General features: G+C 69.0%; 17 protein-coding genes. 5 read left to right on the top strand and 12 right to left on the bottom strand.

The features are described from left to right. The 3 genes from OG817_RS34425 to OG817_RS34415 are packed head-to-tail and all read left to right on the top strand — an operon-like array spanning position 1 to position 2,463. Positions 1-801 (top strand): methyltransferase domain-containing protein, encoded by an 801-nt coding sequence (locus tag OG817_RS34425; RefSeq protein WP_406048956.1) that lies wholly within the window; start codon positions 1-3, stop codon positions 799-801. Then, on the top strand, positions 798-941 hold the full coding sequence (locus tag OG817_RS34420; protein ID WP_396391091.1) for a hypothetical protein: 144 nt from the start codon (positions 798-800) through the stop codon (positions 939-941). The genes OG817_RS34425 and OG817_RS34420 overlap by 4 nt, the downstream gene beginning before the upstream one ends. 31 nt (positions 942-972) lie before the next feature. Then, positions 973-2,463: a CHAD domain-containing protein gene (locus OG817_RS34415; RefSeq protein ID WP_406048954.1), complete on the top strand. Its 1,491-nt coding sequence runs from the start codon at positions 973-975 to the stop codon at positions 2,461-2,463. A gap of 115 nt (positions 2,464-2,578) precedes the next feature. Here the strand turns inward: OG817_RS34415 and OG817_RS34410 are convergent, their stop codons facing one another. From OG817_RS34410 to OG817_RS34360, 11 genes are all read right to left on the bottom strand, one after another. Continuing rightward, positions 2,579-4,210, bottom strand: coding sequence for a cation acetate symporter (locus OG817_RS34410; RefSeq protein WP_396392030.1), 1,632 nt, complete (start codon positions 4,208-4,210; stop codon positions 2,579-2,581). Positions 4,211-4,221: 11 nt separating this feature from the next. After that, entirely contained in the window at positions 4,222-4,563 is a 342-nt protein-coding gene (locus OG817_RS34405; RefSeq protein ID WP_406048952.1) for a DUF485 domain-containing protein, read from the bottom strand. A 188-nt stretch (positions 4,564-4,751) separates the two neighbouring features. Then, positions 4,752-6,287, bottom strand: coding sequence for a cation acetate symporter (locus OG817_RS34400; RefSeq protein ID WP_406048950.1), 1,536 nt, complete (start codon positions 6,285-6,287; stop codon positions 4,752-4,754). Positions 6,288-6,302: 15 nt separating this feature from the next. Continuing rightward, entirely contained in the window at positions 6,303-6,683 is a 381-nt protein-coding gene (locus tag OG817_RS34395; RefSeq protein WP_406048949.1) for a hypothetical protein, read from the bottom strand. 1 nt (position 6,684) lies between these two features. Next, positions 6,685-7,434 carry a LytR/AlgR family response regulator transcription factor gene (locus OG817_RS34390; RefSeq protein WP_406048948.1) on the bottom strand — a complete coding sequence of 250 codons (750 nt, stop codon included), beginning with the start codon at positions 7,432-7,434 and terminating at the stop codon, positions 6,685-6,687. A 73-nt stretch (positions 7,435-7,507) separates the two neighbouring features. After that, complete coding sequence (locus OG817_RS34385) at positions 7,508-7,699, bottom strand: hypothetical protein (RefSeq protein WP_396391097.1); 192 nt, start codon at positions 7,697-7,699, stop codon at positions 7,508-7,510. A 101-nt stretch (positions 7,700-7,800) separates the two neighbouring features. Further along, entirely contained in the window at positions 7,801-9,015 is a 1,215-nt protein-coding gene (gene fdhA, locus OG817_RS34380) for a formaldehyde dehydrogenase, glutathione-independent (RefSeq protein WP_406048946.1), read from the bottom strand. A 197-nt stretch (positions 9,016-9,212) separates the two neighbouring features. Continuing rightward, the gene (locus OG817_RS34375; RefSeq protein WP_406048945.1) at positions 9,213-10,343 is read right to left on the bottom strand and encodes a histidine kinase; all 1,131 of its coding nucleotides are present in this window, start codon (positions 10,341-10,343) and stop codon (positions 9,213-9,215) included. Between the two features lie 17 nt (positions 10,344-10,360). Further along, entirely contained in the window at positions 10,361-11,098 is a 738-nt protein-coding gene (locus OG817_RS34370) for a metallophosphoesterase family protein (protein ID WP_406048943.1), read from the bottom strand. 55 nt (positions 11,099-11,153) lie between these two features. Next, positions 11,154-12,320 (bottom strand): hypothetical protein, encoded by a 1,167-nt coding sequence (locus OG817_RS34365; RefSeq protein WP_406048942.1) that lies wholly within the window; start codon positions 12,318-12,320, stop codon positions 11,154-11,156. A gap of 31 nt (positions 12,321-12,351) precedes the next feature. After that, entirely contained in the window at positions 12,352-13,470 is a 1,119-nt protein-coding gene (locus OG817_RS34360) for a hypothetical protein (RefSeq protein WP_406048940.1), read from the bottom strand. Positions 13,471-13,550: 80 nt separating this feature from the next. Between OG817_RS34360 and OG817_RS34355 the strand changes: the two genes are divergently transcribed. Next, positions 13,551-14,963, top strand: a complete 1,413-nt coding sequence (locus OG817_RS34355) for a serine/threonine-protein kinase (protein ID WP_406048939.1) — start codon at positions 13,551-13,553, stop codon at positions 14,961-14,963. Here the strand turns inward: OG817_RS34355 and OG817_RS34350 are convergent. Beyond that, complete coding sequence (locus tag OG817_RS34350; protein WP_406048937.1) at positions 14,960-15,901, bottom strand: hypothetical protein; 942 nt, start codon at positions 15,899-15,901, stop codon at positions 14,960-14,962. The genes OG817_RS34355 and OG817_RS34350 overlap by 4 nt on opposite strands. Before the next feature lie 131 nt (positions 15,902-16,032). Here OG817_RS34350 and OG817_RS34345 point away from each other — a divergent pair, with 131 nt between their 5' ends. Beyond that, entirely contained in the window at positions 16,033-17,367 is a 1,335-nt protein-coding gene (locus OG817_RS34345) for a dipeptidase (RefSeq protein ID WP_406048935.1), read from the top strand. Positions 17,368-17,370: the final 3 nt, after the last annotated feature.

Raw genomic sequence — 17,370 nt, 5'->3', positions numbered from 1 at the left:
ATGGGAACTGACTACGTGCACGGCTACACCCCGGCCGAGACCCGCCGGCTGACCGACCAGGCGCGGACGCTCGCCGACCTCCTGCACGGCGGTACGACGTACCCGCCCGGGAGCCAGGTCCTCGAAGCGGGCTGCGGCGTCGGCGCGCAGACCGTCCAGTTGGTCACCCGGAGCCCGGGCATCGACCTCGTCTCGGTCGACATTTCCGAAGAGTCCCTCGCCCGGGCCAAGGCCCGCGTCGCCGCGGTCGCCCCTGAGGCGAGCGTCGACTTCCGCCACGCCGACCTCCGGGACCTTCCGGAGCAGGAGTTCGACCACGTCTTCGTCTGCTTCGTCCTCGAACACCTCGCGGACCCACACGCCGCCCTGGTCGCCCTGCGCCGCCTGATCAAACCCGGCGGCACGATTACCGCGATCGAGGGCGACCACCAGTCGGCGTTCTTCCACCCTCGCAGTACGGCGGCACAAGCGGTCATCGACTGCCTCGTCGACCTCCAGGCCGAGGCCGGCGGCGATTCGCTCATCGGCCGGCGGCTGCAGCCGCTCCTCAAGGACGCCGGGTACGCCGACGTCCGGGCGCACCCGTGCACGGTGTACGCCGACGAGACCCTGCCGCACCTGGTCGACGGCTTCACCCGGAAGACGTTCATCGCGATGGTCGAGTCGGTCCGGGAGCGGGCCCTCGCCGCCGGGATGCGAACGCCGGCCGAGTGGGCGCAGGGCATCCGCGACCTGGAGAAGTCCGCGGAGTCCGGCGGGACCTTCCACTACACGTTCTTCAAGGCGGTGGGCGGGACATGATCGCTCTGCTGATTCTCGTCGTACTGATCTGCTGGGGACTCAACCGCAACAAGCGGCGGCAGCTTCGGACCACCTCACCCAACGGCGTACCGGACCGGGATCTGGAGCGACTGGTCGCCGACCTGCGCGCGCTCGGCTGACCAATTCATGAACGCCTGGTAAACAAGAGGTATGGCGCCGACTGAACAGCTCGAGATCGAGACCAAGTACGACGTCGACGACGGCGTGGGTCTGCCCGCGTTGCACGAGCTGCCTGGAGTCGCGAGTGTGGCGCAGCCCGTGGAGCTGGACCTCGAGGCGGTGTACTACGACACCGAGGCGCTGGACCTCGCCGCGAACAAGGTGACGCTGAGACGGCGGACCGGCGGCGAGGACGACGGCTGGCACATCAAGTTCCCGAAGGCCTCGGGCGAACGGCTGGAGATCCACCACCCGCTCGGACGGTCGGTGCGCAACGTCCCGATCGCGCTGGTCCGCACCGTGCGGGTGCACGTCCGGGACCACAAGCTGATCCCCGTCGTCACGCTGCAGACCCACCGGGTCGTGCACAGGCTGCTGGACGCCGACGGCAACGTCCTCGCGGAGCTGGCCGACGACCACGTCACCGCGACGGTCGAGGGCGCCGAGCCGGAGAGCTGGCGGGAGTGGGAGGTCGAGCTTGTCGCCGGCGAGCGTGAACTCCTGGAAGCTGTTGACCCGGTACTGCGGTCGGCCGGAGCCGAGCCCGCTGCCGGACCGAGCAAACTCGCGCGGGCGCTCGGCGACCGTGTGCCCAGCCCGGCCGGCTGGGAGCTGCCGACGAAGCCGCGGACGGCGGACCTCTTCCGTGCGTACGCCGGTGAGCAGGTGCAGGCGATCCGGGACCGCGATCCGCAGGTACGCCGTGATGTCCCGGACTCGATCCACAAGTTCCGGGTGGCGACGCGACGGCTGCGGTCCGCGCTGGCGACGTACCGGCCGGTGGTGGACCGCGAGGTGGGTGACGAGATCCGGGCCGAGCTGAAGTGGCTGGCCGGGGAGCTTGGTGTCGCCCGGGACGCCGAGGTGCAGCGTGAGCACTTCGCCGCGGAAGTGGCGGAGCAGCCCGTCGAGCTGGTGCTGGGCCGGGTCGGTGGCCGGATCGATGATCATCTGCGCGGGGTGTACAAGGAGGGCCGGGCGGGCGCCCTGGCCGCGCTGGAGAGCGAGCGCTACTTCCAGTTGCTGGACACGCTCGACGAGCTGATCGCGAAGCCGCCGCTGACCGGCGACGACCGGAAGGCGGCGAAGCAGATCCGCGACGTGCTGCACCATGACTGGAAGCGGATGCGGAAGGCGGTCCGCCGCGCGCAGGACGCGGAGAGCTCGGCCGAGCAGGACCACGAGCTGCACGAGGTCCGCAAGGCAGCCAAGCGGCTGCGGTACGCCGCGGAGTCCGCCGTACCCGTGCTCGGGGACGAAGCGTCGGACCTCGCGGTTCGGAGCGAAGAGGTCCAGGAGATCCTCGGCGAGCACCAGGACAGCGTCGTGTCCCGGGATCTGCTCCGGCAGCTCGCGATCCAGGTCCACCTCGACGGCGGCAACGCCTTCACCTTCGGCCGCCTGCACGCCGCCGAAGAACTGCGCGGCACCCGCTCCCGCGACACCTTCTTCACCCTCTGGCCCACCCTCAAGCTGTCCTGACAACGCGAGACGGACCCGGCCAGGGGCGCCGGGCCCGTCTCGAGGGGCGGTGGTGGGGCTGCCAGGCAGGATCGCGTACGGTCCGCAGAGCCTGCCTGACAGGTCTGGAATCACCTCAGTGCTGGACCGCCTTCTCGGCGCCCGCGCCGGTGAGGGAGCGGACCTCCATCTCGGCGAACTTGTCGGTGTCGACCGGCTCCTTGCTGGTGACCGTGCCGAGCCAGCCGAGCAGGAAGGCCAGCGGGATCGAGACGATGCCGGGGTTGTCCAGCGGGAACCAGTGGAAGTCGATGCTGGTGTCGGTGATCATCGACAGGCTCTGGCCGGTCTTCGCGTCGACCTTCCCGGAGACGACCGGGCTGAACGCGATCAGGATGATCGCCGAGCCCAGGCCGCCGTAGATGCTCCAGAGTGCGCCGCGGGTGTTGAACCGGCGCCAGAACAGCGAGTACAGGATCGTCGGCAGGTTCGCGCTGGCCGCGACCGCGAACGCCAGCGCCACCAGGAAGGCGATGTTCTGGCCGTTGGCGAAGATGCCGCCGATGATCGCGACGATGCCGATCACGACCGCGGTGTACCGGGCCACCCGGACCTCACCGTCGCCGCTGATCTGGCCCTTCTTGATGATCGAGCCGTAGATGTCGTGGGCGAACGACGTACTCGCGGTGATCGTCAGGCCGGCCACGACCGCCAGAATCGTGGCGAAGGCGACCGCGGAGATGACGCCGAGGAGCAGCTCACCGCCGAGCTCGAACGCCAGCAGTGGTGCGGCCGAGTTCGCCTTGCCGGGCGCGGCCTTGATCGCGTCCGGGCCGACGATCGCGGCAGCGCCGTACCCGAGCACCAGGGTGAACAGGTAGAAGATGCCGATGATCCAGATCGCCCAGCTGACGCTGCGCCGGGCCTCCTTGGAGTTCGGCACCGTGTAGAACCGCATCAGGACGTGCGGCAGGCCGGCGGTGCCGAGCACCAGTGCCAGTGCCAGCGAGATGAAGTCCAGCTTGCTGATCCCCGTTGCGCCGTACTGCAGACCCGGGTTGAGCAGCTTCTCGCCGGCCGCCGGGCTGTTGTCGACGGCTGCACCGAGCAGACCGGACAGGTTGAACGAGTACTTCGCCAGCACCCACAGCGTCATGACGCCCGCGCCGATCACCAGCAGGACGGCCTTGATGATCTGCACCCAGGTGGTGCCCTTCATGCCGCCGACCAGGACGTAGGTGATCATGATCGCGCCGACCACCGCGATGACGATGCTCTGGCCGGTGCGGCCGGAGACACCGAGCAGCAGGGCGACCAGACCGCCGGCGCCGGCCATCTGCGCCAGCAGGTAGAAGAAGCAGACGCCGAGCGTCGAGATCGCGGCCGCCATCCGGACCGGCCGCTGCTTGAGCCGGAAGGACAGTACGTCGGCCATCGTGAACCGGCCGGTGTTCCGGAGCAGCTCGGCGACCAGCAGCAGGGCCACCAGCCACGCCACCAGGAAGCCGATCGAGTACAGGAAGCCGTCGTACCCGTTCAGGGCGATCGCGCCCGCGATGCCGAGGAACGACGCCGCGGACAGGTAGTCGCCGGCGATCGCGATGCCGTTCTGCGGGCCCGTGAAGGACCGGCCGCCGGCGTAGAAGTCGGCCGCGGTCCGGTTGTTCCTCGACGCCCGCAGCACAATCGCGAGGGTGGCCAGCACGAACAGCCCGAAGATGATGATGTTGACGGTCGGATTGCCGATTTCGGTTGCCATGGGCAACATCGCCTGCGCGGTCACGTCGGCTCTCCCTCGATCTGGTGGCGCATCCGCTCGGCGTCCGGGTCGATCCGCCGGTCGGCCCAGCGGACGTAGATCATCGTGATCGCGAACGTCGACACGAACTGACCGAGGCCGAACAACAGGGCCACGTTGATGTTGCCGCCGACCTTGTGCGACATGAACCCTGGTGCGTAGGCGGCGAGCAGGACATAGAGGAAGTACCAGACCAGGAACAGTCCGGTCATCGGGAACACGAAGCGCCGGAACCGGCGACGCAGTTCGGAGAAGTCCGGCGAGAGCTGGACCTCCCGGTACGTCGTCAGGTCCGGGTCACCCGCGGATCGCGTATCGGACATCGCGGGACCTCCAGACGGTGATCAGGCCGGGCGGATGGGCCAGGCAGGGGCTGCTGCTGGTCCGTACTGTGGCCGCGGTCACTGTCGCCCGACAGTATCCACACGCATCGAGCGCTCAGCGGACCACACCAGTCGCCCGGTGGATCACTCTGCTGCGGCGAGCGGTAGGAATCCCACGACGAGCGGTCTCAGCGGAACGGCAGTCCGCGGTCGACGTCGACGGCTTCGGGGGTGTGGAGGCGGACCATGCTGCGGGCGGCGCCGGCGGGGATCTTGTCGGGGGTCAGTTTCGACACCACGATCACGGTGATGAATGCGAGCGGCATCGTCCACGCGGCCGGCTGACCGACCAGTGCCTTCGGCCAGCCGCCGTCGGGTCCGCCGATCACGTTGATCAACGCGGCGGCACTCGCGGCGACTCCACCGACGACCAGCCCGGCCGCGGCACCGGTTGTGGTCATCCGCCGCCACCAGATCCCCAGCACCAGCAGGGGACAGAACGTCGACGCGGCCACTGCGAACGCAAGGCCCACGGTGTCGGCCAGACTCAGCGAGCCGGTCACCAGAAACGCCAAGTAGGGAACGGTCATCGAAAGCACCGCGGCGATCCGGAAGCTGTTCACCGCCACGTAGTCGCCGCCCGTCCACCGATGCAGCCGGCTCCGGAACAGGTCCTGGTCGATGACTCCGGCGATCGCGACCGTCAATCCCGACGACGTCGAAAGGAACGCGGCGAATGCCCCGGCCGCGACCAGTGCACCGAGCAGATCCCCTGCTGTGCCAGGGAGAATCCGGTTCGGCAGCTCGAGTACGACGGTGTCCGCGCCCGCACTCACCAGGTCGGGCGCGAACGTCCGGCCGAGTACGGCGTACATCGGTGGGAACAGGTAGAAGAGTCCGAGCAGTGCCAGCACTACGACCGTCGTACGGCGGGCCGCCCGGCCGTCCGGGTTCGTGTAGAAGCGAACGAGGACGTGCGGCAGGCCCATGGTTCCGAAACAAAGGGCCAGGAGCAACGAATACGTCGCGTACAGCGGGTGGTCCCGGCCGCCCGCGCGGGACAGCGGCTCGGACCACTCGGCGGCCGCCCCCTGCAGCGACTGCAGTACGCCGGCCGAGTGGTCGCCGGAGCGCCACGCGATCAGGATGACGAAGATCGGCGCGGCCAGCGCGGTGAGTTTCAGCCAGTACTGGAAGGCCTGGACGAAGGTGATCGAGCGCATGCCACCGGCGGCGACGTTGAAGACCACGATCACCGCGACGACCGCAGCGCCGACGTCGGGCGGCGCGCCCGTGACGGTCTGCACGGTCAGCCCGGCGCCGTGCAACTGGGGCAGCAGGTACAGCGTGCCGATGCCGACGACCAGACCCGAGCAGATCCGGCGGACCACAGCCGACTCGAACCGGGTCTCGGCGAAGTCGGGCAACGTGTAGGCACCGCTTCGCCGCAGCGGTGCCGCGACCAGGACCAGCAGCATCAGATAGCCGACGGTGTAGCCGACCGAGAACCAGAGCATGTCGGCGCCGTTGACCAGCACGAGACCGGCAACACCGAGGAACGACGCGGCCGACAGGTACTCACCGCTGATCGCGGACGCGTTCCAGCGTGGCGTGACCGCACGGCTGGCGACGTAGAAGTCGCTGGTGGTCCGGGAAATTCGCAGCCCGAACAGGCCGATCCCGATCGTTGCCAAGACCACCAACCCGATGGCAGTCAGACTCATCGCCGGTGACATGAGCTACTGCCGTCCGACGAACTCGGTGAACTCGGCCTCGATCCGTTCGGCGTTGCGGACGTACAGCCGGGCGGCGATGTACACGACCGGGTAGACCACGATGCCGAGGATGACCCAGGGCAGCGGCAGGCCGAGGACCGACAGCGTGCGGGTCGCGGGGACGAGAGCGAACAACAGCGGGATGCCGCCGAGGATGACCACGGCGCCGGCGATCACCGCGAGGGTGAGCCGGAGCTGGGACTGGATCAGCGAGTGCATGTAGATCTCGCCGAGCCGGGTCTGCTCGTCGATCTCACGCGTCCCGGTCGGGATAACGGGTCGCCGGGTGGCAGTTCTGCGCGGGCTGGTGACCCGAACCCGTCTCGGACTGTCCGGCGTACTCATGTCAGCCGCGCAGAGAGGTCGAGCGGACCAGGAGGTCTCGGAGCTCGCGGGTGTGGCGGCGGCTGACCGGGAGCCAGTCGTCGCCGACCCGGACCGCGCACCGGCCGCCGTCGACGCGCATCTCGTCCACATGTGCGAGGGCGACCAGCGTGCTGCGGTGGATGCGGGTGAACCCGGCGTCGCCCCAGCGTTCCTCCAGCGTGCTCAGTGGGATCCGGACCAGGTGCGAGTTCTGGCCGGTGTGCAGCCGGGCGTAGTCGCCCTGCGCCTCGACGTACCGGACCGTCGAGCGCTGGACGAACCGGGTCACACCGGCGAGCTCGACCGGGATCACCTCGTCGTCTGTCTCGTCGGCCGACTGCAGCGCGGAAGGCGCACCCGCGGTGACGACCCGGCGGACCGCCTCGGCCAGGCGCTCGGCCCGGACCGGTTTCATCACATAGTCGGTGGCCTCGAGCTCGAAGGCCTCCACCGCGTGTTCGTCGTACGCCGTGACGAAGACGATCTGCGGGCGTGGCGGGCGGAACTTCGAGATGACGCTGGCCAGGTCGATGCCGTCCAGCCCGGGCATCTTGATGTCGCAGAACACCACGTCCAGGTCGGCCGCCTGCAGGATCTTCAGCGCGTCCGGCCCGTTCGACGCGGTCCGGATCTCCCCGATCCGGTCGTCCCGTTGGAGCAGATACACGAGTTCAGCCAGCGCAGGCTCCTCGTCGTCCGCGACCAGCGCGCGCAGGGGAGTCTCGGCCATGGCTTCACAGTAGTGCCAGGGCATCCGGAATTGGAGCCGCCGGCTGGGCCACCGCGGCCGACAGTTGGCCTGCTCAGGACAGCATGTGGGGCGCGTGGTCGGGCTGGTGTTCCCAGCGGAGGCGGCTCGAGCCGAAGCCGGCCGCGTGGACGCCGTCGTGGCCGCTCGGCCGCCGGCAGTAGTAGTGCGGCGAATACAGATCGCGGCACGAGTCCCGGTACGCCGTGTAGGCGAACTCGAGGTCCAGTCGCTCGTCACTGCTCATGAAAGTCGCTCTCGTCGAACCTGGCCTTCACTTCGCAGTATGACTCGGCCGGTGCCGACGACGGGAGCCGGACCCTGCGCCCGGCTCCCGTCGATCCCTCCTTACTTGATCAGCCCGTGGGGGTCGAGCACGTACTTTCGTGCCGCGCCCTTGTCGAAATCGGCGTACCCCTGCGGTGCCTGGTCCAGCGGAATGACCGTGGCATTCACGTTCTTCGCGATCTGCGTACGGTCGTGCAGGATCGCCTGCATGAGCTGGCGGTTGTACCGCATGACCGGACACTGGCCGGTCGTGAACGCCAACGATTTCGCCCAGCCGAGACCCAGACGGATCGACAGCGAGCCGGTCTTCGCGGCCTCGTCGCTCGCACCGGGATCACCGGTGACGTAGAGGCCGGGGATACCGACCGCACCTCCGGCACGAGTGACGTCCATGACCGTGTTCAGCACCGTGGCCGGGCGCTCGGACCGGGCGTCGTTGCCGTGGCCATGGGCCTCGAACCCGACGGCGTCGATCGCGCTGTCGACCTCCGGTACGCCGAGGATCCGCTCGATCTGGTCCTTCGGATCACCCTCGGACACATCGATCGTCTCGCAGCCGAAACTGCGAGCCTGGTCCAGCCGTTCCTTCTGCAGGTCGGCGACGATGACAACGGCCGCGCCGAGCAGGAACGCCGAGGTGGCCGCGGCCAGGCCGACCGGCCCCGCGCCGGCGACGTAGACGGTCGAACCTGTCCCGACACCCGCTGTGACAGCGCCGTGATAGCCGGTCGGGAAGATGTCCGACAGCATGGCCAGGTCGCGGATCTTCTCGAGCGCCCGGTCCTTGTCGGGGAACTTCAGCAGGTTCCAGTCGGCGTACGGCACCAGCGCGTACTCCGCCTGGCCGCCGACCCAGCCGCCCATGTCGACGTACCCGTACGCGGACCCGGGTCGATCCGGGTTCACGTTCAGGCAGACGCCGGTCTTGCCCTCCTTACAGTTGACGCACCGCCCGCAGGCGATGTTGAACGGGACGGACACCAGGTCGCCGACCTTGATGAACTCGACGTCACGGCCGACCTCGGCCACCTCGCCGGTGATCTCGTGGCCGAGAGCGAGTCCCGACGGTGCGGTGGTCCGGCCGCGAACCATGTGCTGGTCGCTGCCGCAGATGTTGCTGGCCACCACCTTGAGGATCGCTCCGTGCGGAATCTGCCGCCCCACGTTCGCGGGGTTGACCCCTGGACCGTCCTTGAGCTCCAGACTCGGGTAGTCGATCGTCTCGACCGCCACGTCGCCTGGTCCCTTGTAAATCACTGCCCTGTTGCCTGGCACGAGTAGTGCTCCTCTCCATCCGGGCTTGACCAGCCCATCGGCACTCTTCGTGGGCCGCGATCGCTTCGTGCGCGATCCAGCCGTCGCCTGCCCCGTCCAGGCGAATCCACTCCGTGTAGACGCTTGCGCAGAACGCGCATTCCCAACGCCGTAAGGGGATTGCAATCGACGCTAGTCCGCGCCCCTACTACCGTCAACTACGGCGTGGCGTGTACTCCTGAGGAGTATTTGGGTACTCGGAAGGTGACCTTGGTGCCGGCGTCGACCGCGGTTTCGACGACCAGGCCGTACGCGTCGCCGTACACCTGCCGGAGCCGGGCGTCGACGTTGCCGAGGCCGACCGAGTCGCTGCCGGACTCGCCGGACAGCGCGGCCTGGATCACCTCCGGGTCGCTGCCGGAGCCGTCGTCCTCGACGCTGATCTCGGCCTCGTTGATCCGGTCCCGGGCGCGGATCGTGATGTGCCCGACACCGGTAGTGCCCTCCAAGCCATGGCGTACGGCGTTCTCCACCAGCGGCTGGACGACCAGGAACGGGATGACGACCGGCAGTACCTCAGGCGCGATCTGCAGCGACACCTTCAGCCGGTCGCCGAACCGGGCCTGCTCCAGCACCAGATAGCGCTCCACGTTGCGCAACTCGTCGGCCAGCGTGGTGAACTCGCCGCCGCGCCGGAGTGCATAGCGGGAGAAGTCGGCGAACTCCAGCAGCAGCTCCCGCGCCCGGCCCGGGTCGGTCCGGACGAACGACGCGATCGCGGCCAGCGCGTTGTAGATGAAGTGTGGGCTGATCTGCGCCCGCAGTGCACGCAGCTCCGCCTCGATCGCGCGGGTGCGTTCCTTGTTGAGGTCGGCCAGCTCCACCTGGCCGGACACCCAGCGGGCGACCTCCTCGGTGGCCCGGACCAGCGCTGCCGACGAGCGGATGCTGTAGGCGACCAGTACGGCGACCACTCGCTCCTCGGTGACGATCGGCGCGACCACCGCAGTACGGATCGGGCATTGCGGGTCGCTGCAGGCCACGTCATGCGCTCCGAGCACCGCCGTACGTCCGGAGCGGAGCGTGGGAGCCGCGAGAGCCTTCGCATCGCCGCGGTGGTTGCTCTCGTACGGTCCACCGACTCCGTCCCACGCCAGTACGCCGGAGGAGTCGCAGATCGCGATGGCCGCCGTACCGAGGAGGTCTCTGAGGTGGCGGCTCGCCTTCCCGGCCGCCGCGGGCGTCAGACCCTCGCGCAGGTGGGGAGAGGCCAGCGAGGCGGTATGCAGGGTCGCATACGTCGCCTTGTCAGCCGGAGTCCCGAAATGCTTCCGCCGCCGTGCGAACACGTGTCGACGGTAGCCGGTCAACCCTCCGCGCGGGGTCTGAACGCGTCCAGGGCCTCGGTGTCGGAGTAGTTGGTCAGCAGGTACTCCTCCACCCACTCCTGCCGGCCGGGGTACGTCGACTCCGTGGTGATGCGCTCCGCGGCCTTGACGGCGTCGAGGGGTGCGCGGCGGAGCTGTACGCCGTCCGGAGTCAGCAACGCCCAGCTCGGGCCAGGAGCGCCGTACGGCATGCCGACGCTGCCTGCGTTGATCACCAGTCGCCGGTCCACCTGCCTGGCGAACGGCATGTGGGTGTGGCCGCACACAACCGTCCGGACGTCCTCAGACAGCCCGGTGAAGACCTCGGCCCACCGGGAGATCGGGCTGTCGACCAGCACCATCTCCTCGTCGTCCCGTGGCGTCGCGTGGCAGAACAGCGCGTCCCCGATGGTCACACTGGTCGGCAACGGCGCCAGCAACTCCACCTGGTCCGGCCGCAACTGCTGTGCTGCCCACGGACTCACCGCATCCGGCGGTTCGCCCGTGAACGCGGCCCGGGCCATCTCCACCAGCTCCCGGTCGGCGTTCCCCCGCACCCACACCACCCGGTCGCCCAATGACGTCAGCAGATCCAGAGTCTCGACCGGCTGCGGCCCACTGGCGTTGTCCCCGGCCAGCACGATCGCATCGGCCGACCGTACGTCGTCCTCCGCCAGCACCGCCTCCAGAGCAGGCAACACTCCGTGCACGTCAGCCAGCACCGCTATACGTTCCATGCGGCCAGTCTGCCGCCAAACCCCTTACCCCACAGGGATATTTGCTCTCGGCAGATCAGCTGCCGATCCGCAGATTGCCCTTGGCCAGCGGAGTTGCCTGCTCACAGGCGCCGGTGACGGTCGAGCAACGGATGATCGAGGCCGCGCTCTCCGGGCCGTCGTCGGCGAGCAGGAGCAGGTGCTGGTCGTCCTCGGCGACCGACTGTCGGAACGTCCCGGCCCACTCGTGCAGCAACGCGCCGGTCTTCGCATCCAGGGCTGATGCGATGCCATCGGCGTACCCGTCCCGGTAGAAGGGTGCTCCGATCGCGGTGCGGCCGTCCCGGGTGAAGCCCACGACCTGGTACTCGCAGGTGCGCCAGAGGCGCGTGCCACCCTCCACGGTGACGACGTTGGTGCAGCTGCTGTAGTCGGTGATGTTGATCAGTGAGGCGGCCACCGAGCCGTCCGCGGACAGCGCGGTCGGTTTCGGGATCGACTTGACCACAGTGGCCTTCGACGCACCCGGGACCCATTCGTACAGGTTCCAGGCGAGGGCGCCCTCGGCGGTCTCGGCCCGGAAGTAGACCTTGCCGTTGACGTAGCCGAGCGGGAACGCGTCCCAGACGTCCGGCACCGTGATCTTCTGGACCGATTCCTGCTCCGCATAGACCACGGCACCCGGAAGTGCCGCGCTCTGCTCGGACCGGCGAGTGGCGACGTACGCGGCGGCCAGGCCGTCCTCGGTGGTCACGATCCCGGTGACGTCGGGGGTGGTTCGCAGGACCGTCCCGCTGCTGTCGATCGTCAGCATCTCCGTGTCGGTGCCCTTGCTGACGACGGCCAGCACGGACTGGTTCAGGCGGGCGACGTCCCCGATGTCGCCCGTACCCGGGATCTTCACCTCCTGGCCGGGGCCGCCCTGGACGGTGCGGCCGGACAGGTAGGTGACCTGCGGGCCGCGTCCCTTCGGCAGCTCGGCCAGGTTGACCTTCGACTTCACCGGACCGCTCTTGGCCGGCGGTTTGGGAGTGGTGAGCGGCGTGCCCGATGGAGTCACCGACGGCGTGGGTGTGGGCGTCGCGGTCGGCTTGGCCGCGGGAGACGGGGAGCCGCTGAGTGGGGCTGCGTCGGCTTCCGCGACCTGAGGCCCTTGTCGGTAGGCGAGGGCTGCGCCGATGGCGACCGCGGCGACCGCGATCGACGCGACCAAGGCCACGAGACGGCCGTTCTTGTTCCGCATCACGGCGCTCCTAACACGATGGACCCTGCTCTCATGATCTGAGCAACAGGGGTTCCGGGGACAAGGGTGTGGCCAGCTCGCACTGGCCGGTGCTGATCGCGCAGCGCACCACAGCGGAGCGGGACTGTGGTTCCTGCTGGTCGTGCCACTGCAGGAGGACATGGTCGTCGTCCTCCGCGACCGCGGCGCGCAGGGACGGCGCGGTCCATTGCCGGAGCAGCCTGCCGGTCTTCCCGTCCAGGACCGCGGTGCGCTTCTCGCCGTACGGCTCACCAGTGCCGGGCGGCAGGCCGACGACGTACGCGTTGCCCGGGCTGAACCGGTCGAGCCGGTACTCGCAGGTCCGCCAGCGCTGCAGTTGGCTGACCACGTCCATGACGACCGAGCACTGGCCGCTGTCGGTGAAGACGGTCATCCCGGCCGCCAGACTGCCGTCGGCCGTCATCGAGACGGGTGACGTGACCTTGGGCAGCTTGCGGACCGTCATCTTCTCGGTGTCCCAGCGGTACAGGTCCCAGGAGTCACCCGGCTTCGCGCCGCCCTGGAAGTACACGGCATGACCGACCACCGCCAGGACTGCGACATTGGTGAGCTGCGGTTGCCGCAGTACGTCGGCCGGCCCGGTGGTGTGCTCCTGGAAATACAGCGTGCCGCCGGACTGGTGGTCGGAGAACCGGCCACCCGAGGCGAAGGCGACATACTTGCCGTCGGCACTGGTCACCAGGGAGTCGACGCTCCGGATCTCGTTCACGACCTTGCCGGTGTAGTCCTGCACCATCAGGAAGCTGCTGGTGGCGGTCGCGACCTGCACAGTCATGGTGGTGTCCCACAGCCGCGCCACGGCGATGATCTCGTTCGTACCGGGCACGCGGACCGGACTGCCGACTCCACCCAGGACCGTGCGGCCGCGGACGTACGTCAGCTGCGGACTCCTGCCGGTCGGGAGGTTCGTCGCGTCGATGATCCCGTTGGTGGCGCTCTTCACTGCGACGGGGGCGGTCTTCGCAGCGACGGATGCGGACAAGGGAGCGGCAGCAGCGCCGGTCTGGTCCTGTGGTCCGCGCATGGTGGCCAGCAGCCCGCCGCCCACGGCAGCAACCACCGCGATCGCGGCCGGCACCGCCACCAGCGACCGATTCCAGCTCGGCACCCGTCCCGTATCCATCCCCGTTGTGACGCATCAAGGCGTCCGTTTGTTCGCTCCGCCGAGCGATCGAGCATAATGCGTGCATGGACCAGCCAGCGCGGATCGGCCGGTACGCCCTGGTCCGCCGGGTCGGTGCCGGTGGTTTCGCGACGGTTTGGCTGGCCCGGGACGAGCAGCTGGACGCCGAGGTGGCGGTCAAGATCCTGTCCGACCTGTGGGTCGACGACGAGGACGTCCGCCGACGGTTCCTGGCCGAGGGACGCTTTCTGCGCAAGGTCGACTCGCGGTACGTCGTCGGGGTGCACGACATCGGTGAGGCCGAGGACGGACGCCCGTACATGGTCCTCACCTACGCCGACGGCGGGACGCTCGCGGACCGGATCAAGGCCGGTTCGCTCGAGCTCGGCGAAGCGGTCCGCGTCATCACCGAGGTCGGCAAGGGCCTCAAGCACCTGCACACGCGCGGCGTTCTGCATCGCGACGTGAAGCCGGCCAACGTGCTGTTCCGCACCGAGCCGGATGGTGACCGCGCGATGCTCGGCGACCTCGGTCTGGGCAAAGCGGTTCAGGACGTGTCCCAGCTGACCATGCCCGGCGGCACTCCGGCGTACGTCGCGCCGGAGCAGGTGCGCGGCGAGCGGCTGGACCACCGGGCGGACCTCTACTCGCTCGGAGCGGTCGCGTACGCCGCCTTCACCGGCCAAGCGCCGCATGGTGTGGCGAGCCTCGGTGCGGTGATGCAGATCGAGTCACCGCCGCCGTCGATGACGACACTGCGCGCGGACGTCTCGGACGCGATCGACGTCGTCGTACGTCGTGCACTCGAGCCGGACCGGGACAAGCGGTGGCCGGATCTGGACAGCTTCCTCAACGCGTTGCGGGAGGCCCACGCCACCGGCAAGGTCCCGGTCGGACTGGTGCCGGCGGCCGAGATGCCGACGCCTGTGCCCAAGACGGCCGGTGGGGTCGACCAGGAGACCGCTCTGGTCAGTGCCAACGAGCCGACCGTCGCGGTCCCCCCGAAGCGGTCCGGCTGGTCCCGCGTCATCGCCACAGTGCTGGCCGTCGTACTGGCAGTCGGCGGCGGGTACGGCGGCTATCGGTACGTCTTGAGTCGCCCGGTGAAGGTGGAAGCCAACGGACTGTCGGTGGAGGTCCCGCGCGAATGGTCCCAGAAGGCGCAGGCAGACACGCAGTTGCTGGTCGCCACCGAGACCGCCGCATGGCAGACGGATACGAGCGTCGAGGGTGTCTACCTCGGTCTGGTGGCCTCGTCGACGCTGCCCACGAGCGCGACGGCGCCCGAGGGCTGTACGTCGCTGACTCCGGAAACCTCTGACACGACCGCAACCTTCCGGTACAGCTGCAACAACGTGCCGACCGTTGTGGAGCAGTACCGGAAGGTGAGCGAGTCGACTCTGCTCCGCGTCCAGGTCCGTGAGGACAACCCGAAGAAGCGTCAGGCAGTGCTGGACTCCGCGGAGTACAAGCCTTAGGGGACCAGGGACGTCAGGGACGAGATCGAGGCCTTGTGCAGCCGGGGAATGACGTTGAGGGTGGCCGGGTCCGAGGCGTACAGGTATGAGCCGGACTCGTAGACCAGGTACGCCGTTCCGTTGTACTCGGTGATGCCCTCGGTCATGCTCGGGGCCCGGAAGCAACTGAGTGCGGCCGCGTCCAGATCCTTCTGGCCGCGCTTCACGACGTACAGGTTGCTGCGGTTCCCGCGCCCGTACGACGTGCTGTAGATGAAGTGGTTGGCGGTGACCGTCAGGCCCTGCGTCTTGGTCGGCACCTCCCACGCGCCGGCCACTGTGGTCAGCGTTCCGTCGTCGGCGATCTTGTACTCGTACATGGTCCCGCGGCCGGTCTCGTTGAACGTCCCGGAGAACAGCGAGTCCCCGTAGCTGCCGATGAACGACGCGCCGGCCACGTCCCGCGCGGTCCCCACCTGCGCGAGGTACGGCGTACCCGCTGCCTTCAGGGCGTCGCGCAGCGAGGTCAGGCTGTACTTGCGGATGCTGCTGCCGGCGCCGGACACGAACGCCCAGCCCTTGCTGACGGTGATGCCGCCGACGTGCGACTCGGCGATCGCGACCACGCCGACGGTCGATCCGGTGGCCGGGTCGATGCCGTAGACCTGCGAGTCGGCGCCGGCGCGGTACGAGCCGACCAGCAGCAGGTTCTTGCCGGAGCCGTCCCAGTTGTACCAAGTGCCCGCGCCCTGTGGGGTGTAGGTGCTCAGGTTGGGGATGCTCGCGCTGTTGCTGAACCGGGCGTCGTACTTCTTCGACGCGGACGGGCCGTCGTAGAAGGTCGCGCCGCCGGTGGTGGCGGTGTCGCAGGTGATCGCTGCACTGGCGGGCAGCGCGGCGGTGAGTGCGGCCGCGGACGTGACGACGGCGGTCAGGATGGCGAGGGGGCGACGGGCCATGAGTGAAGTCCTCTTCGGTCGGGCGGAAACCTACGAGAGTCTCAGCGTATGACGACAATCAGTAACATGGCCAGTAACGACCACAGCATTCCGGGCGGCGAGGTCGGGAACGGACGCCGTACGGTAGGCGCATGACCGATCTGTCCGCGGCGATCGACCGCGTTCTGCCCAGTGTCCGTGCCGACCTCGAGGACCTCATCCGGATCCCGTCGGTCAGCTACGAACCCGCCCGCGCGGCCGACGTCCAGCGCTCCGCCGAGGCGACCGCGGCGCTGTTCGAGGCCGAGGGGTTCACGGTGAAGATCGTCCGGGCCGGCGACGGCGCGCCCGCGGTGATCGCGAAGAAGGCCGCGCCGGCCGGCCAGCCGACCGTGCTGCTGTACGCGCACCACGACGTCCAGCCGACCGGGCCGGTCGAGCAGTGGACCTCGGACCCGTTCGTGCCGACCGAGCGCGGCGACCGGCTGTACGGCCGGGGTGCCGCCGACGACAAGGCCGGCATCGCCGCGCACCTGGCCGCCGTACGGGCCTTCGGCAACGATCTGCCGGTGGGTGTGACCGTGTTCGTCGAGGGCGAGGAGGAGATCGGCTCGCCGACCCTGCTGCAGTTGCTGGACGAGTACTCCGAGGAGCTCGCCGCCGACGCGATCGTGATCGCCGACTCGGGCAACTGGGACGTCGGCCGGCCGGCGCTGACCGTGTCGCTGCGCGGCCTGGTCGAGGCGTACGTCGAGGTGCGGACGCTCGATCACGCGGTCCACTCGGGGTTGTTCGGTGGGCCGATCCCGGACGCACTGTCGACGCTGTGCCGCCTGCTCGCCACGCTGCACGACGACAAGGGTGACGTCGCGGTGGACGGGCTACACGCTTCGCGGGCGGCGGATGTGGACTATCCCGAAGCGCGGCTGCGCGCCGAGTCGAGTGTGCTGGACTCCGTCCGGCTGACCGGTTCGGGTTCGCTCGTCGACCGCCTGTGGACGCGGCCGTCGATCGCCGTGCTGGGCATCGACGCGCCGTCCGTGGCGGAGGCCAGCAACACCCTGGTGCCGGTCGCGCGGGCCAAGGTGAGCCTGCGGGTCGCGCCGGGCGACGACGCGATCAAGGCGAGCGCGGCGCTGAAGGCACACCTCGAGAACCACGCGCCGTGGGGTGCGCAGGTCACCGTCACCGAGGGACAGAACGGCCAGCCCTGCAGCGTGAACGCGCGCGGCGCCGGGTACGAAGCGGCCCGGTCCGCATTCCAGACCGCGTGGGGTGTCGAGCCGATCGACATGGGCATGGGCGGGTCGATCCCGTTCATCGCGGAGTTCCAGCAGACCTTCCCGGAGGCCTCGATCCTGGTCACCGGCGTGGAGGATCCGGACACCCGCGCCCACGGCATCGACGAGGGCCTGCACCTCGCCGAGTTCATCAAGGTCTGCCTGGCCGAAGCCCTTCTCCTTCAGAACTTGGCGAACCAAGCGTGACCG

It is taken from the genome of Kribbella sp. NBC_00889, assembly GCF_045207705.1.
Classification (GTDB): Bacteria; Actinomycetota; Actinomycetes; order Propionibacteriales; family Kribbellaceae; genus Kribbella.
This window is presented reverse-complemented; position numbering and strand designations above follow the sequence as displayed.